13 protein-coding genes are annotated in these 25,032 nt (G+C 59.9%); 6 read left to right on the top strand and 7 right to left on the bottom strand.

What is annotated here, in order from left to right:
* Positions 1–13: 13 nt before the first annotated feature.
* The 4 genes from IFU29_RS20915 to IFU29_RS20900 form a co-directional block, all read right to left on the bottom strand.
* The gene (locus tag IFU29_RS20915; protein WP_137270018.1) at positions 14–1,093 is read right to left on the bottom strand and encodes a phosphotriesterase family protein; all 1,080 of its coding nucleotides are present in this window, start codon (positions 1,091–1,093) and stop codon (positions 14–16) included.
* Positions 1,094–1,096: 3 nt separating this feature from the next.
* Complete coding sequence (locus IFU29_RS20910) at positions 1,097–2,098, bottom strand: ABC transporter permease (RefSeq protein WP_191935617.1); 1,002 nt, start codon at positions 2,096–2,098, stop codon at positions 1,097–1,099.
* 18 nt (positions 2,099–2,116) lie between these two features.
* A complete protein-coding gene (locus IFU29_RS20905; protein WP_161975976.1) occupies positions 2,117–2,863 on the bottom strand; it encodes an ATP-binding cassette domain-containing protein in 747 nt (248 codons plus the stop codon).
* Between the two features lie 376 nt (positions 2,864–3,239).
* Complete coding sequence (locus tag IFU29_RS20900) at positions 3,240–4,262, bottom strand: LacI family DNA-binding transcriptional regulator (RefSeq protein WP_191935616.1); 1,023 nt, start codon at positions 4,260–4,262, stop codon at positions 3,240–3,242.
* A 342-nt stretch (positions 4,263–4,604) separates the two neighbouring features.
* On the opposite strand from IFU29_RS20900, the gene IFU29_RS20895 reads away from it, so the two are divergent.
* The gene (locus tag IFU29_RS20895) at positions 4,605–5,555 is read left to right on the top strand and encodes an ABC transporter substrate-binding protein (RefSeq protein WP_191935615.1); all 951 of its coding nucleotides are present in this window, start codon (positions 4,605–4,607) and stop codon (positions 5,553–5,555) included.
* Here the strand turns inward: IFU29_RS20895 and IFU29_RS20890 are convergent.
* On the bottom strand, positions 5,548–6,429 hold the full coding sequence (locus tag IFU29_RS20890; RefSeq protein WP_191935614.1) for a ribokinase: 882 nt from the start codon (positions 6,427–6,429) through the stop codon (positions 5,548–5,550). The genes IFU29_RS20895 and IFU29_RS20890 overlap by 8 nt on opposite strands.
* Before the next feature lie 26 nt (positions 6,430–6,455).
* Between IFU29_RS20890 and IFU29_RS20885 the strand changes: the two genes are divergently transcribed.
* Positions 6,456–7,301 carry a BtpA/SgcQ family protein gene (locus tag IFU29_RS20885; RefSeq protein WP_191935613.1) on the top strand — a complete coding sequence of 282 codons (846 nt, stop codon included), beginning with the start codon at positions 6,456–6,458 and terminating at the stop codon, positions 7,299–7,301.
* On the top strand, positions 7,298–7,945 hold the full coding sequence (locus tag IFU29_RS20880; RefSeq protein ID WP_191935612.1) for a TenA family protein: 648 nt from the start codon (positions 7,298–7,300) through the stop codon (positions 7,943–7,945). Before IFU29_RS20885 ends, IFU29_RS20880 begins: the two co-directional genes overlap by 4 nt.
* An 89-nt stretch (positions 7,946–8,034) precedes the next feature.
* On the opposite strand, the gene IFU29_RS20875 is transcribed toward IFU29_RS20880, so the two are convergent.
* Positions 8,035–9,087, bottom strand: coding sequence for an NAD(P)-dependent alcohol dehydrogenase (locus IFU29_RS20875; RefSeq protein ID WP_191935611.1), 1,053 nt, complete (start codon positions 9,085–9,087; stop codon positions 8,035–8,037).
* Between the two features lie 252 nt (positions 9,088–9,339).
* Entirely contained in the window at positions 9,340–12,168 is a 2,829-nt protein-coding gene (uvrA, locus tag IFU29_RS20870) for an excinuclease ABC subunit UvrA (RefSeq protein WP_191935610.1), read from the bottom strand.
* A gap of 251 nt (positions 12,169–12,419) precedes the next feature.
* Between uvrA and ssb1 the strand changes: the two genes are divergently transcribed.
* The 3 genes from ssb1 to IFU29_RS20855 form a co-directional block, all read left to right on the top strand.
* Positions 12,420–12,974: a single-stranded DNA-binding protein SSB1 gene (gene ssb1 / locus IFU29_RS20865; RefSeq protein ID WP_062748286.1), complete on the top strand. Its 555-nt coding sequence runs from the start codon at positions 12,420–12,422 to the stop codon at positions 12,972–12,974.
* A gap of 337 nt (positions 12,975–13,311) precedes the next feature.
* The gene (locus IFU29_RS20860; RefSeq protein ID WP_191935609.1) at positions 13,312–15,036 is read left to right on the top strand and encodes a ShlB/FhaC/HecB family hemolysin secretion/activation protein; all 1,725 of its coding nucleotides are present in this window, start codon (positions 13,312–13,314) and stop codon (positions 15,034–15,036) included.
* A gap of 68 nt (positions 15,037–15,104) precedes the next feature.
* A partial coding sequence (locus IFU29_RS20855; RefSeq protein ID WP_191935608.1) for a hemagglutinin repeat-containing protein occupies positions 15,105–25,032 on the top strand: 9,928 nt, incomplete at its 3' end.

Below are 25,032 nucleotides of genomic sequence, written 5' to 3'. Positions count from 1 at the left end.
CATTGTTCCTCTTTTACCCGCCAAACACGCGCTGCGGATTTGCCATCATTAAGGTCTCAAGCTGTTCGCCGCTGACGCCGTGACGCCTCAGACGGGGAACAAAATGTTTAAGAATGTAGCCATAGCCGTGGCCGCCGTAGCGGGTCAGCATGGTTTTCAGAAACACGTCCTGCGACAGCAGGATGTGATTAATAAAGCCGTCGTCAATCAGCTCGCGAATGGCGCGCGCGTTCTCCTCATCGGAGGGCGACTGGGCCGATTCATCGGCGTAGTAAAAGCTCATACCAATCATGTCGTATTCGAGAAATGCGCCGCGCCCGGCAAGTTCCCGCTGATACGTTTTGTCGGCAAAGCTGGGATTCATGTGGCACAGCACCGTATGGCGGAGATCGGCCCCTTCCTCTTGCAGAATATCCAGCACCTTGTGCCCCAGTCGTTCCCAGCCCGGAAGATGCACCTCAATCGGTACGCCGGTTGCCGCACTGGCACGGCCGGCGGCGCGCAGCGATTTTTCTTCATCGGCAGTAAAGCGACTGGAAACGCCGATTTCGCCAATCAGTCCGGCCATCACCTCCGGCTTCTCCTCCGCACCGCCAAGGTCGTAAATCAGCCTGTCGGCCAGTTGCTCCACGCTGGTGGTTTTCACCCATTCAGGATGTGACGGCTCCAGATACAGCCCGGTGCCCATAATGATATTCAGGCCGGTCAGGCGGGCGATGCGCTGTAGCGCTTTCGGATCGCGGCCGATGCCGATATTGGTCGGATCCACCACCGTTTCACCGCCCAGGGCACGGAACTTCATCAGCTCGTCGATCGCCACATCGACATCAAACAGCTGGCAGTTATCGCGGCTCATCAGCGGGTTGAGCGACAGCTCGCCGAGGTTTTCCATTTTCACCGGCATTTCGGCCAGATGACGATCGCTACAGCAGCAGGGCGGTACCCATTTGCCCGAGGCATCCAGCAGAATATGCTCATGCATCAGCGTTACGCCCATTTCTGCCAGCGGCAGCGGGCCCAGCACCGTCATCACATAGCCGCTGCGGATACCGATTGGTAGCGGCTCCGGGTGACGAAAAATCGAACCTTTCATCAGCTATCCTTTCGCTGCAGAGCGGGTAGGGTTGAGAATGCGCGTGTTCAGCCAGATGGCCAGCAGGATAATGGTGCCGGTGGCGATCTGGGTGTAAAACGGCGAGATATGCGACAGGATCAATCCGTTCTGGATAACCGCAATGGACAGCGCGCCGAGCAGGGTGCCAATAATGGTCCCGAAGCCGCCAAACAGGCTGGTGCTGCCAAGCACTACTGCGGCAATGACCTGCAGTTCAAAGCCTTCGCCCTGGTTGGAGGAGCCGCTGCCCAGACGGGCCGTGATGATCATCCCGGCCAGCGCTGCCGCCATACCGCTGAGGATATACACCTTCATGGTGACGGCTTTGGTGTTGATACCGCTGCGGCGGGCGCCTTCAGCATTGGCACCGATGGCGGTTACGTAGCGGCCAAAGCGCATATGATTCAGCACGATATGGCCGATAACCAGGATGACGATACCGATCAGCGCCGGCATCGGAATGCCCATCACCCAGGCCCGCCCCATAAAGGTAAACAGGCTGTCGGCCGGGATCGGGATGGAATAGCCCTGAGTGACCAGCAGCGCCACACCGCGTACCACCGCCAGCGTGGCCAGCGTGACGATAAATGCCGGAATACCTTCATAGGCAATAAAGAAGCCGTTAATCGCGCCGACCAGGCCACCGAGCAGCAGCCCGCCGAGCAGCACAACCGGCCACGGCAGTCCCCAGTTGTTCAGGGCGATGGCCGAGAGCGCCCCCACCAGGGCGAGGGTCGACCCGACCGAGAGGTCAATGCCGCCAGTGGTGATCACCAGAGTCATCGCCGTGGCGACAATCAGCAGGGGCGCACTCTGGCGGATAATATTCAGCCAGTTTGTGCTGCTGAGAAAGTGGCTGGTGATCAGGGAAAACACCACGCAGCAGAAGATGAAAAACAGCGCAATGCTGACCACGCCCGAATGGTTGTGCAGCAGTCGGCGCGGCAGGGAATGCCGGATCGTGCGGGAGCCGCTTACGTTCATGATACTCATCCTGTTACCTCAGTGTGCTGCCGCAGAGTGGGCGGTGAATTTCTCACCCACAATCAGATTGACGATATCGCTCAGGCTGGTGTCAGCCACCCGGCGATCCGCGACGTTGGTGCCTTCGTACATCACCATGATCCGATCGCAGACCAGGAAAAGATCCTGCAGGCGGTGCGTAATCAGGATCACGCTGACCCCGCGCGCAGAGACGCGGCGGATAAGCTCAAGCACGGCTTCCACTTCCGCCACCGCCAGCGCCGCGGTCGGTTCATCCATAATCAGTACCTTCGGGTCGAAGGCCGCCGCCCGGGCAATGGCAATCGCCTGGCGCTGACCTCCGGAGAGGTTGCGGACCAGCATCCGGGTATCCGGAATTGAAATGCCCAACCCTTTCAGCATGTCACGCGCATCGGCGTGCATTTTGCTCTGGTCGAGAAACGGAATGCCGAGCAGGGATTTCATCGGCTCGCGGCCCATAAAAAGATTTCCGGCCACATCCACCGTGTCGCACAGGGATAAGTCCTGGTAGACCATCTCGATATGACAGCGGCGTGAGTCCGCCGGGTTGGAAAAATGTTGCTGTTCACCGTCGATGCGGATGGTACCGCTGGTGGGCACCACCGCCCCGGAAAGGACTTTGGTCAGCGTGGATTTTCCCGCGCCGTTATCCCCCACCAGGCCGAGCACTTCGCCCGGGGCCAGCTGCAGATTCACGCCGCGCAGTGAACGTATCGACCCGTAGGTCTTGGTGATATTGACCATCTCTACCCGAGCCGGGGCAGGTTGTGACTGCTGCATCTGATAACTCCCATCGGTGTGGCAGGGAAATGTTTGCCGTCCGGCGAAAAAGGCCTCATTCAGCACGGTCTACAGTCTAGTAAACCGGTTTACCTGCAGAATGAAGCTTTACTCTCACCATCAGGACAAACGCTACAAAGATATTTGTTCGCCAGTCAGAACATTGCAGCTTCCGTGCCAGGCGCAAAATACCGCGTGCGCCACCGATCTAAGGTCCTGTAATACAACGTTTTTAAACGGCATCATCAGGTAAACCGGTTTACTTAGTATACTGAAAAGGAAAAAAAGTGATCGAAATTTGCGCCAAAACTGTGCAGTTTTGCGCCATTTTGAGACGGAGTTAACAATGCTGGATAGAATCGCGGCCAATCCATTCGACGGGAAGACGTGTTTCAGCAGGGATATCACTCTCATTATTCAGCAGGCGCAGCATGATCCCGACGGCGGTACGGCCCAGTTCCCGTGCGGGCTGGCGGATGGTGGAGATCCGCGGTTGGGTAAAGTCGGCGTAATTGGCATCATCGAAGCCCACCAGAGATAACGCTTCGGGAGCCTGCAGCCCGCAGGCGCGCAGGCCGTCGAGCAGCCCGAGCACCAGATAGTCACTGGCGGCGAACACGGCGGTAGGGCGGGTAGGCTGGCTGAACAGGCGCTGCAGCGCCTGCTGGCCGAACTCGCGCTGATACTCTCCGTACATCACCCACTCCGGCGGCCAGCTTAATCCTGCCTGCTTCATGGCGGTGCAAAAGCCCTGGAAACGTTCGCGCACGCTCATCAGCTCATCCGGCCCGCCGACAAAGGCGATGTGACGGTGTCCGGCCGCGATCAGCTTTTCCGTGGCGATGCGTCCGCCCTGCACATTATCAGCAAACACCTTGGGCACGCTGCTGCCGGGGATATCTTCATCCAGTAACACAATGCGCTGGTGGCGCTGGATCTCTTTACGTAACAGCCCGTTATCAGGGCGGTTTGTGGTGAACAGCAGACCATCAACCTGGCAGGTATCCAGCCAGCGAATAAACTGGCATTCCTTATCAGGATTATTGCGGGTGATGCACAGTACCAGGCTGTAGCCACTGGCGGAGGCTGCCTCTTCGGCGGCATCGGCCAGTTCGGCAAAGAAGGGGTTGGTAATATCGGGCAGCACGAGGCCGAGGGTTTCACTGCCGCCTTTACTCAGGCGGCGTGCCAGGCTGTTGCCGCGATAATCAAGTTCGCGAATGGCCGTTTCAATGCGGTCAATGGTCTCCTGCGGCAGCACAATGCTGTGATTCATATAGCGAGACACCGTCGCTTTGGACAGCGAAGCCCGCCTCGCTACATCGGATAACAACACGCGTTTTATGCTCATTTTCCACGCCATTTTTCTCCAGGAGGGCTATCTGTAACATAAGTTAGCGTCACGCCAGTAGTCTTTTATCGGGGCTGACGGGCGATCAAATAAACACTTGACAAAAATTTCGCAGCGGAGAATTGTATAAACAGTTTACCGCCTTACCCGGGAAGTCATTCCCAAACCGGCCAGACCCCATTTCAGTCGCGCACCGCAACGGACCGGATGCCGAAATGAGGAATAGCAGGTCTTTGTTGCAACCGGATCCTGTCCGGCGCATTCATCTGATATTTGCCCGCCAAAAAAATCCCTCTGCGCTGCCTGGCGACGCGGACACAGCTGTTTTTCGCTCATTATTTTTCGAGGGTACTGATGATGGTATTTAACACCAGAAAATGGCATTTGATGGCAACGGCTTCGGCATTACTGGCTTCAGCTTTGGTGATTTCAGCGGCAAAGGCGGCAGATACCTATGCGCTGGTGCAGATTAACCAACAGGCACTGTTCTTTAATCTGATGAACAAAGGTGCCCAGGATGCGGCAAAAGCCAGTGGTAAAACATTAGTCATCTTTAATGCCACCGATAATCCGGTAGCGCAAAGTGATGCTATCGAAAACTATATTCAACAAGGCGTGAAGGGCATTCTGGTTGATGCCATTGATGTGAATGGCATTATGCCTGCGATCAAAGAGGCCGCCGCCGCTAATATTCCGGTTATTGCAATTGATGCCGTATTACCGCCGGGGCCGCAGGCTGCACAGGTCGGTGTGGATAATAGCGAAGGCGGTAAAATTCTGGGCAAATACTTCGTTGAGTATGTTGGAAAAGAGATGGGTGGCAAGGCGCGCCTGGGCATCGTCGGGGCGCTGAACTCGGCAATTCAGAATCAGCGACAGAAAGGTTTTGAAGAGACGCTGAAAGCCCACCCGGGCATCACCATAGCCGATGTGGTGGATGGCCAGAACGTCCAGGATAACGCCATGACAGCGGCGGAAAATCTTATCACCGGTAATCCCGATTTGACGGCGATTTATGCCACGGGTGAACCGGCTCTGCTGGGAGCCATTGCGGCAGTAGAAAACCAGGGGCGACAGAAAGAGATTAAGGTCTTTGGCTGGGATCTGACGGCAAAAGCGATTGCCGGCATGGATGGCGGCTACGTGGCTGCCGTCCTGCAGCAGGACCCGGAAAAAATGGGGTCGGAAGCCCTGAAAGCGTTAAACACCCTGACGGCGGGTAAAAGTGTGCCGAAAACCATTCTGGTTCCGGCCACGGTGGTGACCAAAGCGAACGTTGACCGTTACCGCACGCTGTTTAAATGATCGCTGTCTCGCCGCGCGTCCCTAACAGCGCGGCGAGTTCAGCGCTCTGGGGGAAAGCAGAAAGCGTGCCCCTGCGGCTGACCGTTATGGCGGCGGCCTGACTGGCGTGAGTCAGGGCTAACGCATCGGGCGCAACGCCGCGCAGCAGGGCGGAAGCCAGCATCACCGCCAGGAAAGTGTCGCCCGCCCCGGTCGTATCCAGCACGCTGGCGGCGGTCGCCGGGCAGAACTGGCGCTGACCCTGGCGGATGAGCCAGGCCCCGGCGGCACCCTGCGTGATCACCAGCGTGGCAACGCCCTGTGGCTGTAGCTGTCCCGCTTCCGATTCGTTGACGACGGCGATATCAACCAGCGGCCACAGTTGAGCAAAATCCGGGTTGACCGGTGAAGGGTTAAACACAGTGGTTAAACCACGCGCTTTCGCCAGCCGGAACAGGGCACGGGTTTTCTCCAGAGAAAAATTCCCCTGTTGCAGCAGGATATCCCCGGCGCGGGCATCGGCCAGCAACGGCTCGATAGCCTCCAGGTGAAAGGCATCGGCAGCGGCGGTGGTGGTCATAATGGCATTATCGCCGTCAGCACTATTGAGAATAATTGAGGTGTCGCTATGGCGATAAACAGGTTGAGTGGGTAACAGCGTCAGGGGTTCTCTGATTATCTGCTCACGTATCCACGATCCGTTGCTGTCACTTCCTGTGGCGGCAATTAACCGGGTGTCGATACCGCAGCGGGACAATATGATCGCCTGATTCGCGCCTTTTCCGCCGATATCCTGCGACACTTTATTTCCATGAATCGATGATCCCTTTTGCGGAATATCCGCAATGGACCAGGTTTCATCGACGGTAATATTACCAGCCACATAAACACGCATCGTGTTTCCTTAAAAGGATGAAGAAGATGGTTTCTATCTCAGCAGAAAAAACTGACGCAATACAAGCTATTTTTTCACGTAAGAAAGCCGTGATAGGTGTTATTCACTGCGATCCCTTTCCAGGGTCACCAAAATATCGTGGTAAATCAGTGAAGGATATTATTGAGCGCGCCTTACGTGATGCGGAAAATTATATTAATGGCGGCGTTCATGGCCTGATTATTGAAAATCATGGTGATATTCCTTTTTCCAAACCGGACGATATCGGGCCGGAAACCTCTGCTCTGATGGCGGTGATCACCGAAAAAGTCCGTGAGCGTTTTGGCGTGCCGCTGGGCATTAACGTGCTGGCGAATGCCGCAATCCCGGCGCTGGCAACGGCGCTGGCAGGCGGCGCGGACTTTGTGCGCGTCAACCAGTGGGCGAATGCCTACATTGCCAACGAAGGGTTTATTGAAGGTGCGGCAGCCAAAGCCCTGCGCTACCGCAGCCAGCTGCGTGCGGAACATATCCGCGTGTTTGCCGACAGCCATGTGAAGCACGGCAGCCATGCGATTGTTGCCGACCGTTCAATCCAGGAATTAACCCGCGATGTCGATTTTTTCGAAGCCGATGCGGTGATTGCCACCGGGCAGCGCACCGGGGACAGCGCGACGCTGGGCGAAATTGATGAGATCCGTGCGGCGACGGAGCTGCCGCTGTTAGTCGGGTCCGGGGTCACGCCAGCTAACGTGTGTCAGATCCTCAGCCGTACCCAGGGCGTGATCGTAGCCAGTGCGCTGAAATCAGACGGCGTGTGGTGGAATGACGTAGAGCTGGCGCGGGTGAAACACTTTATGTCCGTCGCGCAGGCGGTGCTGGAGGAGGTATGACAGAGGCATTCAGCGAACGTCTGCTGCGCGAGCACCAACCCGCGTGGCAGGCCATGCAGCAGCACCCTTTCGTCACGGATATTGAGCAGCAACAGCTGCCGGCGGCAGTGTTTAATCGTTATCTGGTGTTTGAGGGGCAATTTGTCGCCACGGCGATCGCTATCTTTGCCCTGGGTGTCAGTAAAGCGCCTGATATTCGCTCACAGCGCTGGCTGATCGGCGTCCTCAATGCGCTGGTGGATACCCAGATCCCCTGGTTTGACGCCGTGCTGGCCCGGCGGCAGATCAATCCTGCCGACCATCCGGGCGATCTGCCCGGGGTTCGCCGCTTTGACGACGGGATGCGACAGACGGCGCAGGAAGGCAGCTATGCGGAGATTATTACCCTGATGTTTGGCGCGGAATGGATGTATTACCACTGGTGTCACCGGGTGAGTGAACAGACGCTGCAGGATGACGACGTGCGATGCTGGGTATCTATACATGCCGGAGAGGCCTTTTACCAGCAGGCATGCTGGCTGAAAGAGGAACTGGACCGCTGTGCAGACGCGTTGAGTGAGGCAGAAAAGCAGGCGCTTTCGGCGCTTTACGGCAGAGTGCTGCAGTGGGAGATCGATTTTCACACGGCGGCCTACCCCGGGTGAAGGGGGATGACGGGGCCGGCCGGAACAAAGGGCCTCCCCGTGGCAGCAGGGGCGGACCTGCTTTCCCGGTCCGCCCGTGATCGTCACCGTTACGCGCGCAGCGTATCGATATCAATGACAAAGCGGTATTTCACATCGCTTTTCAGCATACGTTCGTAGGCTTCGTTGATCTCGTTGATATTGATCATCTCAATATCTGAGACGATGTTGTGCTTGCCGCAGAAATCCAGCATTTCCTGGGTTTCTTTAATGCCGCCAATCAGTGAACCGGCAATGCTGCGACGCTTAAAGATCAGGTTAAACACCTGCGGTGATGGATGGTCATGTTCTGGCGCACCGACCAGCGTCATGGTGCCATCACGGCGCAGCAGCGTGATAAACGGGTTCAGGTCATGCTGTGCGGCAACGGTGTTAAGAATGAAGTCGAAGCTGTTGGCGTGTTGCGCCATCTGGTCGGCATCCTTCGAAATCACCACTTCATCTGCACCCAGGCGCTTCCCGTCTTCAATTTTTGACGGTGAGGTGGTGAACAGGACAACGTGCGCGCCCATCGCATGGGCAATCTTAACACCCATGTGGCCAAGGCCACCCAGACCGACGATACCGACCTTTTTACCCGGGCCGACGCCCCAGTGGTGCAGCGGAGAGAAGGTGGTGATACCGGCGCACAGCAGCGGAGCCGCACCGGCTGGATCCAGGTTTTCCGGAACGCGCAGCACGAAGTCTTCATGCACCACCACCTGCGTGGCGTAACCGCCAAAGGTGATGTCGCCGCTGATGCGATCCTGACCGTTATAGGTGCCGACAAAGCCTTCTTCGCAATACTGTTCCAGGTCTTCTTTGCAGCTGTCACAGGTGCGACAGGAGTCGACCATGCAGCCCACACCGACCAGATCGCCCACTTTGTATTTGTGCCCGTGTGCGCCGACAGCCGTCACGCGGCCAACAATCTCATGGCCTGGCACCACCGGGAAGATGGTGTTGCGCCATTCATTGCGTGCCTGGTGCAGGTCAGAGTGGCAAACGCCGCAGTACAGCACTTCAATCTGCACATCATGTTCACGCAGTTCGCGTGGCTGGTACTCAAACGGAGCCAGCTTCGATTTCGCGTCCTGGGCTGCATAAGCATGCGTAATATTCATTGGATTCTCCAGTTATTGATGATGTGGCGCAGTGGCCGTGAGGGTGGGAGCCGGCAGTGGAAATGCCTCGCCGTATCCGCAAAATGATGAAGGTTAAGCATAGTCAGATAATGGGGTGGGGGGTATGTCCAAAACTCGCTAAGTCTTGCCTGATTCTGCAAGATTTTGTGGAGATGGTAACAAAAGTGCAGCAAATAGCGGGAAAAGCTATGGCAGAAAAAAACGGGCCGGTGAGGAACCGGCCCGTCTGATTTAGCCCTGTAACAGCGGCTTGAGGAAGCGGGCGGTGTGCGATCGTTCGCACTCTGCCACGGTTTCCGGCGTGCCGGACACCAGGATCTCGCCGCCGCCGCTGCCTCCCTCCGGCCCCAGGTCAACGATCCAGTCAGCGGTTTTGATCACGTCAAGGTTGTGCTCAATCACCACGATGGTGTTGCCCTGGTCGCGCAGCTGGTGCAGTACGGCCAGCAGCTGTTCGATATCCGCAAAGTGCAGACCGGTGGTCGGTTCATCCAGAATATACAGGGTCTGGCCCGTCCCGCGCTTCGACAGCTCACGCGCCAGCTTCACGCGCTGCGCTTCGCCGCCGGACAGCGTGGTGGCAGACTGACCGAGCCGGATGTAGGACAGGCCGACATCCATCAGCGTTTGCAGCTTACGCGCCAGCGCCGGCACGGCATCGAAGAATTCACGGGCTTCTTCAATGGTCATCTCCAGCACTTCGTGGATGCTCTTGCCCTTGTACTTCACTTCCAGCGTTTCGCGGTTATAGCGTTTGCCTTTGCACTGGTCGCACGGCACATAGATATCCGGCAGGAAGTGCATCTCAACCTTGATCACCCCGTCGCCCTGGCAGGCTTCGCAACGCCCGCCGCGCACGTTAAAGCTGAAGCGGCCCGGCGTGTAGCCACGGGTACGGGACTCCGGCACCCCGGCGAACAGCTCACGGACCGGCGTAAAGATCCCGGTGTAGGTCGCCGGGTTAGAGCGCGGCGTGCGGCCAATCGGGCTCTGGTCAATATCGATCACTTTATCGAAGTGCTCCATACCGGTGATATCACGGTACGGTGAGGCTTCGGCAATGGTTGCACCGTTTAACTGGCGCTGAGCAATCGGGAACAGCGTATCGTTGATCAGCGTCGATTTCCCGGAGCCGGAGACCCCGGTCACGCAGGTAAACAACCCGACGGGCAGCGTCAGGGTGACATCCTTGAGATTGTTACCGCTGGCCCCCGTCAGCTTCAGCACTTTCGACGGGTCGCCTTTGACGCGCTGCTCCGGGATGGCGATGCCGCGTTTGCCGCTGAGGTACTGTCCGGTCAGCGAGTCCGCGACCGCCATAATGTCATCGACGGTGCCTTCAGCGACAACCTGACCGCCGTGCACCCCGGCCCCCGGGCCGATATCGATCACATGGTCGGCGGCGCGAATGGCATCTTCGTCGTGCTCGACCACAATCACCGTGTTGCCGAGATTGCGCAGATGCACCAGCGTTTCCAGCAGGCGCTCGTTATCGCGCTGGTGCAGGCCAATGGACGGCTCATCCAGTACGTACATCACACCGACCAGACCGGCACCGATCTGGCTGGCCAGACGAATACGCTGGGCTTCCCCGCCGGAAAGGGTCTCGGCGGAGCGGGACATCGACAGGTAGTTCAGGCCAACGTTGACGAGAAACTTCAGGCGATCGCCAATCTCTTTCAGCACTTTTTCTGCGATTTGCGCACGCTGGCCGCTAAGTTTCATGTTCTGGAAGAACTCCATCGCATGGCCAATGCTCATATCAGAGATGCTTGGCAGCGTGGTGTTTTCCACAAAGACGTGGCGTGCTTCGCGACGCAGGCGCGTGCCGCCGCAGCTGGTGCAGGAGCGGTTGCTGATATATTTCGCCAGCTCCTCACGCACGGCAGACGATTCCGTCTCTTTATAGCGGCGTTCCATATTGTGCAGCACGCCCTCAAACGGGTGACGACGCACGGAGGTATCGCCCCGGTCGTTGACGTATTTAAATTCGATATTCTCTTTGCCTGATCCGTAGAGGATCACCTTGCGGCTCTCATCTGGCAGGGAACTGAACGGCGCTTCGATATCAAATTTCAGGTGCTCCGCCAGCGAGCGCAGCATCTGGAAGTAGTAGAAGTTGCGGCGGTCCCAGCCGCGGATAGCGCCCCCCGCCAGCGACAGATCAGGGTTTTGTACCACGCGGTCCGGGTCAAAATACTGCTGCACGCCCAGACCATCACAGGTTGGACAGGCTCCGGCCGGGTTGTTAAAGGAGAACAGCCGTGGTTCCAGCTCGTTCATGCTGTAGCCACAGATGGGGCAGGCGAAGTTAGCGGAAAACAGCAGCTCTTCGGCGCTGGTGTCGTCCATATCGGCCACCACCGCGCTGCCGCCGGACAGCTCAAGGGCGGTTTCAAACGACTCTGCCAGACGCTGCGACAGATCTTCACGCACCTTAAAGCGGTCAACCACCACTTCAATGGTGTGCTTCTTCTGCAGTTCCAGCTTCGGCGGATCCGACAGGTCACACACTTCCCCGTCAATACGGGCGCGGATATAGCCCTGGCTGGCCAGGTTTTCCAGCGTTTTGGTGTGCTCACCTTTACGATCTTTCACAATCGGTGCCAGCAGCATCAGGCGGCGGCCTTCCGGCTGGGCCAGCACGTTATCCACCATCTGGCTGACGGTCTGGGCAGCCAGTGTGACGTCGTGATCCGGGCAGCGCGGCTCGCCCACACGGGCAAACAGCAGGCGCAGATAGTCATGAATTTCCGTGATGGTACCGACGGTGGAACGCGGGTTATGCGACGTGGATTTCTGTTCGATCGAAATGGCCGGTGACAGCCCTTCGATATGATCGACGTCCGGTTTTTCCATCAGTGAGAGGAACTGGCGCGCATAGGCAGAAAGCGACTCTACGTAGCGACGTTGTCCTTCCGCGTAAAGCGTATCGAACGCCAGCGAGGACTTACCAGAACCTGACAGACCGGTGACGACAATCAGCTTATCGCGCGGAATGGTCAGGTTAATGTTTTTCAGATTGTGGGTGCGGGCACCCCGTACTTCTATCTTATCCATTCACAATTCCCGGATTAGCACAAAACCTCACCATGCCTGCCCGGCACGGCCAGAAAGAAACGCATTATTATGGCACAAAAAAACCTGAATGGATAACCAGTGTTTTGGCGTAGAATGCCATGCGCAACGATGTCATACTGCAACAACAGCCCCGTTTTTCGAGGCAGCGCCTAAATGTAGGATCTCAGGGTAGCCCATGATAGAATTTTGCGCCTAGACTTACAGAACGAACATTAACCGGAGAGAGCAACATGGCCAGCAGAGGCGTAAATAAAGTAATTTTAGTCGGAAATCTGGGTCAGGACCCGGAAGTTCGCTACATGCCGAATGGCGGTGCCGTTGCCAACATTACTCTGGCGACCTCCGAAAGCTGGCGTGACAAGCAGACCGGTGAAACCAAAGAGAAAACCGAATGGCACCGTGTTGTGCTGTTCGGCAAGCTGGCCGAAGTGGCGGGCGAATACCTGCGTAAAGGTTCTCAGGTTTACATTGAAGGCGCACTGCAGACCCGTAAATGGACTGATCAGGCAGGCGTAGAGAAGTACACCACTGAAGTGGTTGTCAATGTCGGCGGCACCATGCAGATGCTGGGCGGTCGTGCTCAGGGCGGCGGCGCACCAGCGGGCGGCGGTCAGAGCGGTGGCAACAACAACGGTTGGGGCCAGCCACAGCAGCCACAGGGCGGCAGCAACAACCAGTTCAGCGGCGGCGCGCAGCAGTCCCGTCCGCAGCAGGCCCCACAGCAGAACAGTGCACCGGCAAATAACGAACCTCCGATGGACTTCGATGACGATATTCCTTTCTAAGAAAGGATCGCGATTAATATCGCTGAATAAGCCCCGCACTGCGGGGCTTTTTTTATGCCCTGAATTAAGAGAGGGCCTGAATAAGCCTTCAGGCAGAGCGAAGACGTATCTGCCAGGGCGTTATTTTGTCCAAAGCGGGTTTGTAAGTATAAATTTCTAAGGAGTAACTTATATCCAGCCTCATGCGGAATGATAATCAGAATTAACTTATCTCAGTGCAGAGGCTGATGATTAAAAAAGCAATATTACGCTACTTTTGCTTGATATCCCCTTTTTTGAATGGATAATGTCCGAAAATTATAACGTCTAATTTCTCTGTAAACGGACTTTCATTAGAATGACTTTATCTTTTCGCTTTATTCAGCGCCGGGAGATCGCGCCTGTGCTTATGGGTGCGGTGCTGGCTTATTCTTCCCCCACTCTGGCTGCCCTGTTGCCCGACAGTGATGCCCGCCAGGCTGCCAGCCTGGATGCCCGGGAGCAGCTGCGACAACAGGCGCGGGAACGAGCGTTACAGCAGCAAAATGCGCCGGAAAGTGATGTCCGTCTGACGCGCCCCGGTGAGGTACTGCCGGACTACCCCACGAATGAAAAACCCTGTTTCCCCATTCAGACTCTGCGTCTTAACGGCGATCTTGCGCCCCACTTTCAGTGGGCGCTGGCGGCGGCAGACGGGGCAAAAGGCCGTTGCCTCGGCGGACAGGGGATTATGCTGGCCCTGAATAAGGTGCAGAACGCCATTCTCGCTGCGGGTTATGTCACCACGCGCGTAATGGCGCAGGAGCAGGATCTGACAACCGGCGTGCTGACGCTGACGCTCCAGCCGGGGCGCATTGACCATATTCGTTTCAGCCAGCCGGTGTCCTGGCGTGCCCGCATGTGGAATGCCGTCCCCGCCTCACCCGGCGACGTGCTGAATCTGCGCGATATTGAACAGGGGCTGGAAAACTTTCGCCGCGTACCGAGTGCGTCGGCCGATATCAGTATCCTGCCCGGCGGGCGCGATGGCACCAGCGATCTGCAGGTGAACTGGGCAGAGGGACGCCCGGTGCGCCTCAGCCTGGGACTGGATGACAGCGGTTCCAAAAGCACCGGCCGCTATCTCGGATCCGCCACGCTGGCCGTGGACGCCCCGTTTGCCCAGAACGACCTGTTTTATGCCAACATCGGTAAAGATCTCTTCGATCACGGCCCGTTTGGCAACCGTTCCCATACCCTGAATTATTCTGTGCCGTTCGGCTACTGGGGGCTGGCCGCCAACTATAACAACTACACCTATCACCAGAACATCGCCAACGCCAACGAGGTGCTCAGTTACAGCGGGAAGAGCGACAACGTGCAACTGACACTGTCCCGCCTGCTGTTCCGCAATCAGCTGCATAAAACCACACTGAATATGCGCGTCTGGCGTAAGCACTCGACGAACGCCGTCGACGGTATTGATATCGAACAGCAACACCGCCGGACGGCGGGCTGGGAGTTTGGACTCAGCCAGCGCAGCTACTTCAGCGATGCCACGCTGGATGCCAGCATTAACTGGCGGCGCGGCACCGGGGCCTTCGGCGCGCTGCGCTCCCCGGAAGAGGACACCCACAGCGGCAGCGCCCGTACCGGCATTGCCCTCGGAGATATCAGCCTGAACCAGCCGTTTACCCTGGGTGAAGAGCCGTGGCGCTATGTGACCAGCCTGCGCGGGCAGTGGAGCGCAAACCCGCTGACCCCCCAGGAACGTCTGGCGATTGCCGGGCGCTACACCGTGCGCGGCTTTGACGGGGAGCAGATCCTCTCCGGTGAGAAAGGGCTGATCTGGCGCAATGAGATGGCGTGGAATGTGCTGTCGCGCGGGCATGAGCTTTACGTCGCGCTGGACTACGGCCGCGTTGACGGGCCCGGCACGCGTTATCTGTCCGGGCATCAGCTGGCGGGCAGCGCCGTGGGCGTGCGCGGGGCGCTGTGGCGACGGTTCAGTTACGACCTGTTTGCCGGCGTGCCGCTGTATAAACCTGAACAATTCCACACATCAGGCGCCACGGCGGGCTTCAGCGTTAACCTGGAAATTTAACCGGCCGGCCGCCTGAGCGACAGCCGCATACTTCACTGAACGGATCTTACGCCTTCAAGGACGAACCCATGAACAAGCATTGCTATCGTCTTATTTTCAGCCGCACTCACGGGGAGCTGCGGGTGGTTTCGGAACTGGCCCGTAGCTGCAGCAGCGAACCCGGACAAACCCGTGCCACCGGAGCGCCTCGCCTGTGGGTAACGGTGCGCAGGGTGATATGGATGCTGGGTCTGACACTCTGTGCTGGCACGGCGACAGCCGGAGGGATTGTTGCCGACGGACAGGCGGGGGCGCAGCGCCCGCAGGTGATCGCGACCCAGAACGGCCTGCCGCAGGTGAATATTACCGCCCCCAACCAGGCCGGGGTCTCCCATAACCAGTACCGCCAGTTCGACGTCGATAAGAAGGGGGCCATCCTCAATAACTCCGCCTCAATGACCTCCACGCAGCTGGCAGGGATGATCCAGGGTAACCCGAATCTCAATCCCAAATCGGCCCCGGCCCGCGTCATTCTCAATGAAGTCAACAGCAACAACCCCAGCGAGCTGCGCGGGTTTCTTGAAGTTGCGGGTGGGCGGGCACAGGTCATTGTGGCTAACCCGGCGGGGATCGTCTGCAACGGCTGCGGCACCATTAATGCCGGACGGATGACGCTGACCACGGGTAAGCCCCAGTTGAATGCGGATGGCAGCCTCGCCGGTTATCAGGTCGAGCGCGGCACCGTGCGTATTGAAGGCGGCGGCCTGAACGGCGACGCGCGGCATGATACTGAGTATGTTGATGTGCTGGCGCGTGCGGTTGATATCAACGCGGGCGTCTGGGCCCGGCAGGGTCTCAACGTGGTCGCAGGACGCAATCGCATCAGTGCCGATGGTAAAACGGTGACGGCGCTGGCCACCGACGGTAAAGCTCCTGAGCTGGCGATTGATATGGGCCAGATGGGCGGCATGTACAGCGGCAGTATCCGCATGATCGGCACGGAGGCTGGCGTCGGGGTGCGCAACCAGAACGCGCAGGTTCAGGCGGGCAAGACGCTGACCGTCAGCAGTGAGGGCAGGCTCAACTGGCAGTCAGATGCGCAAAATGCTGCCACGCAGGCCGGTGGCGATATCCGCCTGGCGGCCAGAGACGCTGTTGACTATCAGGGTAAATTACACAGCGGTGGTCAACTTTACGTGCAGAGCCGCGAGGGTAAGCTGACGCAGACAGGCACCCTCGCGGCGGCGGGTGATGTGCAGCTCAACGCCATTCGCGGTATAGAGAGCAGCGGGCACCTTCTGGCGGGCAGCGATGCTAACAGCCAGATTAACCGCGAGGCCAGCCTGCGCCTGGAAAGCCAGGGCGATATTCGCGCCAGCGGCAGCCTGCTCAGTAAAAAAGATGTTGATGTGAGCGGACGCCGGGTCGACATCAGCGGCGCGAACGTCGCGGCCAGCCGTGCCCGGCTAAACGCAAGGGAAGGCGGCGCGGCGCTGCGATATGCAGCGATAGACAGCAAACAGCTTGTCATCAACACCGCCGCTGATATTGATGCGCGGCAGGCCAGGGTGAAAGCGGGCCGCTGGGACGTCGCTGCAAATAACCTGTTCAATCAGCAGGCCACCTGGTCCCAGACGGGAAGTGGTGAAAGTCGTTTCGCGCTGACGGGACGGCTGGACAACAGTGACGGCACCATAGAAAGCCGCCAGCTCAGCTTCAGCGCTGCAGCGCTGACCAACCAGCGCGGCAGCCTGCTGGCACTCGATAACGCGGCACAGCAGTGGCGAGTCAGCGGCCTGCTCGACAATGCGGGCGGCGAGCTGGGTAGCAACGGCGATCTGCGGCTTGACGCTGGTAGTCTGGACAATCAGAACGGCACGGTAAAAACCCAGACAGCGCTGGTGGTGCATAGCTCCGGCGCGGCCAATAACGCGGGTGGTAACCTGCTGGCCGGTAACGCCCTGACGCTCAGCGCGGGCGGTGACGTCAGCAACCAGTCCGGCACCCTGAGCGGCGGCCAGCTCACTCTGAAGGCCGGGCATCTGGATAATACCCAGGGGCAGGTTATCAGTCAGGGCGACCTTGGTCTGACCGCAGACAGCCTGGATAACCAGCGTGGCCTCATCGGGGCGGGTAAAGAGCTGGACATTCACACCCGCGACTGGGACAACCGGAGCGGCACGGCGCAGGGCGAAACGTCACTGAAGGCGGTAGCGAACGCCGTCAACAACGACGACGGGAAACTGCTGTCAGGCCAGCAGCTGATCCTTAATGCTGCAGGGCGCACCTCCAACCGCGGAGGCGAAATCAGCGGCACGGTGCTGACGGTGAGCGCTGACAGCCTCGATAACACACAGGGTAAGGTGATTGGCCAACAGACGCTGGACCTGAATGCCCATCAGGGGCTGGACAACGACCAGGGACTCATTGGCGCAGGTAAAACGCTGGCGGCTCACACCGACGGCGACCTGAACAACCGTGGCGGCACGCTCACCGCAATCGGGCAGGCTACCGTAACGGCACGGGACGTGCACAACGATGACGGCAAGCTGCTGGGTGGTGAGCAGCTCACCCTCACCGCGGCGGGGTTGCTCGCGAATGGAAAGGGTGAAATCAGCGGTCAGTCGCTGACGCTGACGACCGGCAGTCTGGATAATGCCCTGGGTAAGGTCATTGCCCAAAACGACGTCACCCTGACGTCGCAGCAGGGGCTGAATAATGCCGGCGGCTGGCTTGAGGCCGGTGATGGCCTCTCGCTAAACGTCGGGGGCGACTGGGATAACCGTGGCGGTACCGCCCAGGGCGGCCATCAGGTCAACGCCAGTGCGCAGTCGCTCGACAATACCAGCGGCAGGCTGCAGTCCGGTGGCGACCTGAGCCTTAACAGTACAGGCGATATCCTTAACCGCGCGGGCAAACTGAGCGCGCAGCAGGCAGTCACGGTTAACGCAGGCGCGCTCAGCCTGTTTGACAATGACGGTGGTTCGCTGCAGAGCGGCGGCACCCTGGCTCTGCAGGGCGGACGACTGACCAACCGTCAGTCTGGGCGGGTTTACAGCCAGAACGCACTGGCACTCAGCCTCGCCGGGGAATGGAACAACCAGGGCGGCACGTTGACCGGCAGCGGCAGCACGTGGGTACGCGCTGCAAACCTGTTGAATGCTCTGGGGGCTGTCAACGCGCTGGACAGCCTGGACATGCAGTTCAGCGGGAAGCTGGATAATGGCCAGGGACGTATTTTCAGTCAGCTGTCGCAAAAGCTCGACGCGCAGGACATTGTCAATGCCAGCGGCTGGATGGGCAGCCAGGGCAGCTGGCACGCCGTCAGCGGCAGCTTTGACAACGCACGGGGCAGCGTGCAAAGCCAGCAGGATGCGCAGCTTTCAGCGAACCGGCTGGGCAATACCGAAGGTATCCTGCAGTCTGCGGCGGACCTGGTGCTGCACGTTGCGCAGGATATCGATAACCACGGCGGCAAAGTTTCCGCACAGGGGCTGCTTGCCGTACAGGGCCCGACTGCGGATGCCTCCGCCGGGGCAATCAACAATGCGGGCGGCCAGTGGCTGGCGGGAGAGGCACTGAACATTGCTGCCCTGAGCCTTAACAACACCCAAAACGGTGAGCTGTACAGTCAGAAGCTGCTGCGCCTGAACCTGAACGGCGAACTGGATAACCGCGGCGGCAGGCTGCAGAGCGGCGACGCGCTGTCGCTTGACGCAAAGGCACTGAAAAATGCCGGTGGGACGACAGACGCCGGGCAGGCGCTGACGCTGCGCATCCTCAGCCTGCTTGATAATACCGGCGGTACAGTACGCAGCAACGGCGACCAGCGGGTAACGGCGGGCAATATCAATAACCGACAGGGAGTGTTCAGCAGCCTTGGTGACGTTGACCTGGCGACGGCACAGCTGGACAACGCCGGCGGCACGCTTATCAGTCAGGGTGCAGGCACCTATCACATCGACCGGCTTGACAACCAGCAGGGCAAGGTTCACAGCGCTGCATCGCTGACGCTTAACGCAACGCGGGTGAATAACCAGGGCGGCCAGCTCGTCGCAATGCAGGCGCTGAGGCTCAAGGCGGACGCGCTGGACAACAGCGCTCAGGGGACGCTCAGCAGCCAGGCGTCGCTTGACCTGCAAGCTGACAGCCTGAACAACCGCGACGGCGGCCTGATCCTGGGCACCACGCACACCGGCATCCGCGCGCGCGACATCGACAACGCGGCGGGACGGCTGCAAAGTGCGGGCACCCTCACCTTCACGGATGTCGCCACGCTGGATAACCGCCAGGGACGACTCCTTGCCAACGGTCATATCGCCATTAATGCCGGACTGTCGCCGACCGACTCACCGCTCGTCCTGCTCAATCAGGGCGGACGGGTAGAGAGTGCCGGTGACCTGACCGTGCATACGCGCACCCTGGAAAATCAGCGGGGCACCCTGCTCGGTCTGCAGTCGCTCACGCTGAGCGCGCAGCAGGATTACACCCGCACCGCGGGCGAAACCGTCAGCAGCAACGGCACGGTGACGTTCTCCCTGAGCGGTGCCTTTACCAACCTGGCGGATTGGTTGCTACCGGGCAAACTTATCCTCAATGCGGGCAGCATCACCAATCCGGCGGCCCTGGTGGGCAAAACGCTACAGCTGACGGCCGGGACCCTGAAAAACACCGGACGCATCGAAGCGGACACCATGACGATGGACGTCGGTACCCTGGACAACGCCGCAGCGCTGATGGGCGACGACATTAGCGTGCGTGCGCGTGCTCTCGACAACCACGGTCAGCCTGCGGTGATCGCGGCGGCCCACAGTCTGACGTTGTGGGCCGGTGAGCGCCTGAGCAACCGGGATGGCGCCCTGCTCTACAGCGGCGACAGCCTGTCGCTTCACAGCGATGGCCTGATTGAGAACCGGGCGAGCTTTATCGAAGCGGACGGCAACGTTACTGTCGAGGCCCGCCGGCTGGACAATCTGCGCGAAGGGCTGGAGATAGAGCGCGATGCAGAAAAGAGCGACTACAAGTGGCACCGCTACAACTACTACTGGCGCACCTATGGTTCGGCGGTCAACCCCGATAAAAGCACCATGGCGCCAACCACCCAGCAGCTGACCTTCCAGGATGACGCGGCGGCGCAGAGCAACCGCTACGGCACCCTGCTGGCCATTGATGCGGCGGGCAAGCGCGCGCAGGTGCGCGTAAAAGACAACAAAGGCCAGCTGACCGACCTGTGGGTCAACTACCTGGCGCTTAAGCCGAATAACGACGGCAGCTACGCCATGACGTTCTATGAAACGCGTGGGGGAAATCAGCTGGCGACCATCCCGACGCCCTATCAAAACGGCTTCCACTGGGAGCACGACTGGACGCAGGTGCTGACCTGGGACCCCGAAAAGCACATTGATATCGACAGCGCACCGTTCGTCACCGATTACAACAATTTCCGCGAACGTAGCGAGAGCGGCACGGTAACGCGCGACAGGCTGGTCTCCGAAGGTATCGGCGCGCGCATTCTGGCGGGCGGCAATCTGCTGCTGCGCATTACCGGGCAGTTGCTCAATGACGCCAGCGTCATCACCGCCAACGGCAACCTGACGCAGGATGGCGGTGGCAGCGTGGACAATCGCGGTTACTCGGTCAATGAACGGCGGCAGGCCGTCATTGTCGACCATTACGACAAGGACACCCATCACTGGTATCCGACGTTCAACCGCGACGAAACCACGGCGCTGACCACCGTTGACGGCATTATTACCGGCAACGGCACGGTTACCATCAACGGCGCCAGCATTACCAACACGACGGTAAACCAGGCGCAAATCAGCCGGCTCGAGTCGGCATTAAACGCCGTGGACGCCGAACGTGCCGAACTGGAGCGCAACCCGCTGGCCTTTACGGTTGAAGGTGCTGCCCTACTGGATGGCGACACCGCGCTTGCGCCGGGCGAGCAAGTGACCAGGCCGGGCGCCACACCGTCTTCGCCGCTGGGGCGCCCGCTGCTACCGGCCGAGCTGGCGCTAACGCAGTTACAGCATCTGGGTAATGTAGCGACCGCCATTCCCAATAATGGCCTTTTTGCCCAGCATACGGCGCCCGCCAGCCCGTTCCTGGTGGTCACCGACGAACGCTTTACCCGCCGCGATAAGTTTATCAGCAGCGATTACCTGCTCGACCGGGTGGGTTATGACCCGGCGCAGGCACACAAGCGCCTGGGCGACGGTTTTTACGAGCAGCGCCTGGTGCGTGAGCAGGTGCTGGCACTCACCGGTAAACCGTCCGTCAGGGGGGAAGATGCGATGGCGCAGTACCAGCAGCTGATGAGCAACGGTAGCCAGGTCGCGCAGGACTTCCATCTGGTGCCCGGCGTGGCCCTGACGCCGGAACAGATCGCCGCGCTGCAGCAGGACATCGTCTGGCTGGTCAGCGAGACGGTACAAACGGCCGACGGTCCGCAAACGGTGTGGGTACCGAAGGTCTACCTGGCACAGAGCACGCTGCGCCTGACCGGGGATGGGGCGGTGATTGGCGGCGGCAATCTGCAGCTCTCGGCCGGCAGCATCACCAATGCTGGCAACCTGTTTGCCGACAAAGCTCTGACGGTTGACGCCGGGCAGTTCCTGCACCAGGGTGGCGACATCAAGGCCGGCACTGTTGACGTGCAGGCCGACACCCTGTCGATGAGCACCAACCTGCAGGACGCGCTGCGCCAGGCGACGATGAGTGCCGATGATATCAGCCTGCGCGGCACTGATATTCGGCTTGCGGGCGCGAAGCTGACTGCGGCTGACACCCTCAGCCTGAGCGCGCGCAACAATCTGACCATTACCACTGCCAGAAGCAGCCACACGGCTGACCTTGGGGTTATCTCCGGCTCGATGGGCAACCGCACCCGCGGCGGCACGGAGGCAGCCGGATCCCGGATGGCGCAGGTCAGCGGCGAATGGCAGCAGGCGCTGGGGAGTGAGCTTAACGCCGGCGGCAATCTTACGCTCAATGCCGGGCGTGACGTGACGCTGACGGGCAGCCAGGTCCAGGCAGGCGGCCAGTTGGGCGTGCAGGCCGGCGGCAATATCAACCTCCTTGCCGATAAGACCACCAACACCACGCACCTGGACGCCAACAGCCGGACATCGTCAGTCAGCAACAGCCGCGAGGAAGAGCGGCTGACGCTCAGTAGCCTCGGAGGCGATCGGGACGTGACCCTGGTCGCGGGCAACCAGCTACTGGCCGAAGGCGCGCAGGTTGACAGCAAAGAGGGCCGCATCGGCATCAGCGCGCAGGACGTGACTATTCAGGACGCACGGACCCACACGCAGGACCAGGACCGTGAAAACAAACGCAAGGGCAAGACCAACAGCCATCGCATCGAGCAAACCACACGTGAGACCAGCAGCGGCAGTACCTTCAGCGGTCAGCAAGGGGTCACGGTTATCGGGCGAGGGGGCGACGTAACGGTCAACGGCAGCGCCCTGCACAGCGAACAGGGCGCCATCGCCCTGCAGGCGAAAAAGGATGTGACCCTTAATCACACCACCGACAGCGAACATCGCGTCTCCAGCGAGGAGAGTCGCGGCCGGAAAACCAAAGGTCAGCGCGCCGAAGAAACCCTGCGTGAAAATGTGGTGGGCAGTACCCTCAGCGGGCGCGACGGCGTCACGGTGGTGGCGCAGGACGGCAGCATTACCGCCACGGCAAGCGCCCTGCACAGCGAACAGGGGGCCATCACGCTGCAGGCGAAAAAGGATGTAACCCTCAATACCGCCACCGAACGCGAGTCAACCTTCAGTGAGGAACGATCTCAGAAAAAGGGCTTCCTGAAAAAAAGGAGCAGCCACAGCGTGGCGCATGATGCCACCACGCGTGAGAAAGGTACCCTGCTCAGCGGGGAGAGCGTCAGCGTCAGCGCCGGCAATGACTTGTCGGTCACCGGGTCGGCGATTGCCGCCGACCGTGACGTGAACCTGCAGGCCGGACATAACGTTGATATCGGTGCGGCCACCGAGACCGACACGCACTACCGGCTGGATGAGAAGAAAAAGAGCGGCCTGCTGGGCAGCGGCGGCATCGGCTTTACGGTTGGTAAGCAGTCGAGCAAGCACGAAGTCGACGAAAAAGGCAGGACCCAGAGCCAGAGCGTCAGCACCGTCGGCAGCAGCCAGGGCAATGTCAGTATCACCGCAGGCAACCAGTTGCACATCGGCGGTGCCGACCTGGTGGCGACCAGGGACCTGAACCTTACTGGCGACAGCGTGGCTATCGACCCGGGCTACGACCAGCGCACCCGCAAGGAAACCTTCGAGCAGAAGCAGAGCGGGCTGAGCGTGGCGCTGTCGGGCAGCGTGGGCAGCGCGCTCAACGCCGCCGTCAGCACTGCGCAGCAGGCGAGAAAGGAAGGCGACGGACGCCTGAACGCGCTGCAAAACACCAAAGCGGCGCTGTCCGGCGTGCAGGCTGCACAGGCCTGGGCGCGTGACGACGCCCTGACCGGGGCGGCGGACGCGAAGAATGCTGCAGCCGGCCTGCAGTCGGGTGATAAAGGTGCCGCGCAGGGAGCCACCAACACCGTTGGCGTCACTGCCTCCTGGGGCAGCCAGTCGTCGAAGAGCGAAACCCGCACCGACAGCCACCAGTCGCAGGGCAGCACGCTCAGCGCCGGGCAAAACCTGTCGATAACGGCAACCGGTAAGAATAACGCCGCGCAAAGCGGCGATATCGCGATATCCGGCAGTCAGCTTAAGGCGGGCAAAGACCTGACGCTTGATGCGGCGCGGGATATTACCCTGCACTCCGCGCAGAATAGCGAATCCACAACAGGCACTAACAGCAGTAAAGGTGGCAACGTCGGCGTGGGTATCGGTGCCGGCACTGGCGGCTACGGCATCAGCGTCTCTGCCGGGGTAAACGCCGGTAAAGGGCATGAGAACGGCAACGGCCTGACCCATAGCGAAACCACGCTCGATGCGGGCAGCCATCTCAGCCTGACCAGCGGCCGCGACACCACTCTGCAAGGGGCGCAGGCCAGTGGGGAAAAAATCACCGTTGACGCAGGGCGCAACCTGACGCTGGCAAGCGAACGGGACAGCGACCGCTATGATGCGAAGCAGCAGAACGTCAGCGCGGGCGGCAGCTTCACCTTCGGTTCGATGACCGGTTCCGCCAGCGTCAGCGCCAGCCGGGACAAGCTGCACAGCAACTTCGACAGCGTTAAAGAGCAGACCGGGCTGTTTGCGGGCAAAGGCGGCTATGACGTCACCGTCAAAGAGCACACCCAGCTCGACGGCGCGGTGATAGCCAGCACGGCGGAGAGCGACAGGAACCGCCTCGATACCGGCACGCTGGGGTGGAGCGACATCCACAACCAGGCCGATTTTAAGGCCACGCACAGCGGCGGCAGCCTCAGCACCGGCGGGCCGGTGGGCAAGGACCTGCTGACCAACATGGCCGGCGGCATGCTGTCGGGTGCCAACAACGGCGGCCATGCAGAGGGCACGACGAAGGCCGGGGTCAGTGAAGGGACTCTGACAGTCCGTGATACTGATAAACAGCAGCAGGACATCACACAGCTGAACCGGGATACGGATAACGCCAACGCCGGCAGCATCAGCCCGATATTCAACAAGGAGAAGGAGCAGAGAAGGCTCCAGGAAGCGCAGCTGATAGGTGAAATCGGCGGTCAGGCGATGGACGTTATCCGCACGCAGGGCGACATCGCGGGGCTGAAGGCCCAGACAGATCCGGCGGCGCTGGCGCAGGCGCGGGAGCAGCTGGCGAAAGACGGTAAACCGGCCGGCAGCGCGGCGGTGATGCAGCGCGCCTATGACAACGCGATGCGGCAGTACGGCACCGGCAGCGACCTGCAGAAGGCGGCGCAGGCGGTAACGGGCGCGCTGACGGCGCTGGCGGGCAACAACCTGGCCGGGGCGCTGGCGAGCGGTGCGTCGCCGTATCTGGCGACGGAAATCAGGAAGCTGACCACCAATCCGCTGACCGGTAAGGTGGACGTGGCCAGCAACGCGA

Source organism: Erwinia persicina (assembly GCF_014838825.1).
Classification (GTDB): domain Bacteria; phylum Pseudomonadota; class Gammaproteobacteria; order Enterobacterales; family Enterobacteriaceae; genus Erwinia; species Erwinia persicina_A.
The sequence above is the reverse complement of the archived record's forward strand: the minus strand, read 5'-3'. Positions and strand labels throughout refer to the sequence as shown.

Coding starts and splice junctions, on each gene's coding strand:
- IFU29_RS20910 (WP_191935617.1), bottom strand. CDS start 2,098: ATGAACGTAAGCGGCTCCCGCACGATCCGGCATTCCCTGCCGCGCCGA.
- IFU29_RS20900 (WP_191935616.1), bottom strand. CDS start 4,262: ATGGCGTGGAAAATGAGCATAAAACGCGTGTTGTTATCCGATGTAGCG.
- IFU29_RS20915 (WP_137270018.1), bottom strand. CDS start 1,093: ATGAAAGGTTCGATTTTTCGTCACCCGGAGCCGCTACCAATCGGTATC.
- IFU29_RS20905 (WP_161975976.1), bottom strand. CDS start 2,863: ATGGTCAATATCACCAAGACCTACGGGTCGATACGTTCACTGCGCGGC.
- uvrA (WP_191935610.1), bottom strand. CDS start 12,168: ATGGATAAGATAGAAGTACGGGGTGCCCGCACCCACAATCTGAAAAAC.
- IFU29_RS20860 (WP_191935609.1), top strand. CDS start 13,312: ATGACTTTATCTTTTCGCTTTATTCAGCGCCGGGAGATCGCGCCTGTG.
- IFU29_RS20880 (WP_191935612.1), top strand. CDS start 7,298: ATGACAGAGGCATTCAGCGAACGTCTGCTGCGCGAGCACCAACCCGCG.
- IFU29_RS20875 (WP_191935611.1), bottom strand. CDS start 9,087: ATGAATATTACGCATGCTTATGCAGCCCAGGACGCGAAATCGAAGCTG.
- ssb1 (WP_062748286.1), top strand. CDS start 12,420: ATGGCCAGCAGAGGCGTAAATAAAGTAATTTTAGTCGGAAATCTGGGT.
- IFU29_RS20895 (WP_191935615.1), top strand. CDS start 4,605: ATGATGGTATTTAACACCAGAAAATGGCATTTGATGGCAACGGCTTCG.
- IFU29_RS20885 (WP_191935613.1), top strand. CDS start 6,456: ATGGTTTCTATCTCAGCAGAAAAAACTGACGCAATACAAGCTATTTTT.
- IFU29_RS20890 (WP_191935614.1), bottom strand. CDS start 6,429: ATGCGTGTTTATGTGGCTGGTAATATTACCGTCGATGAAACCTGGTCC.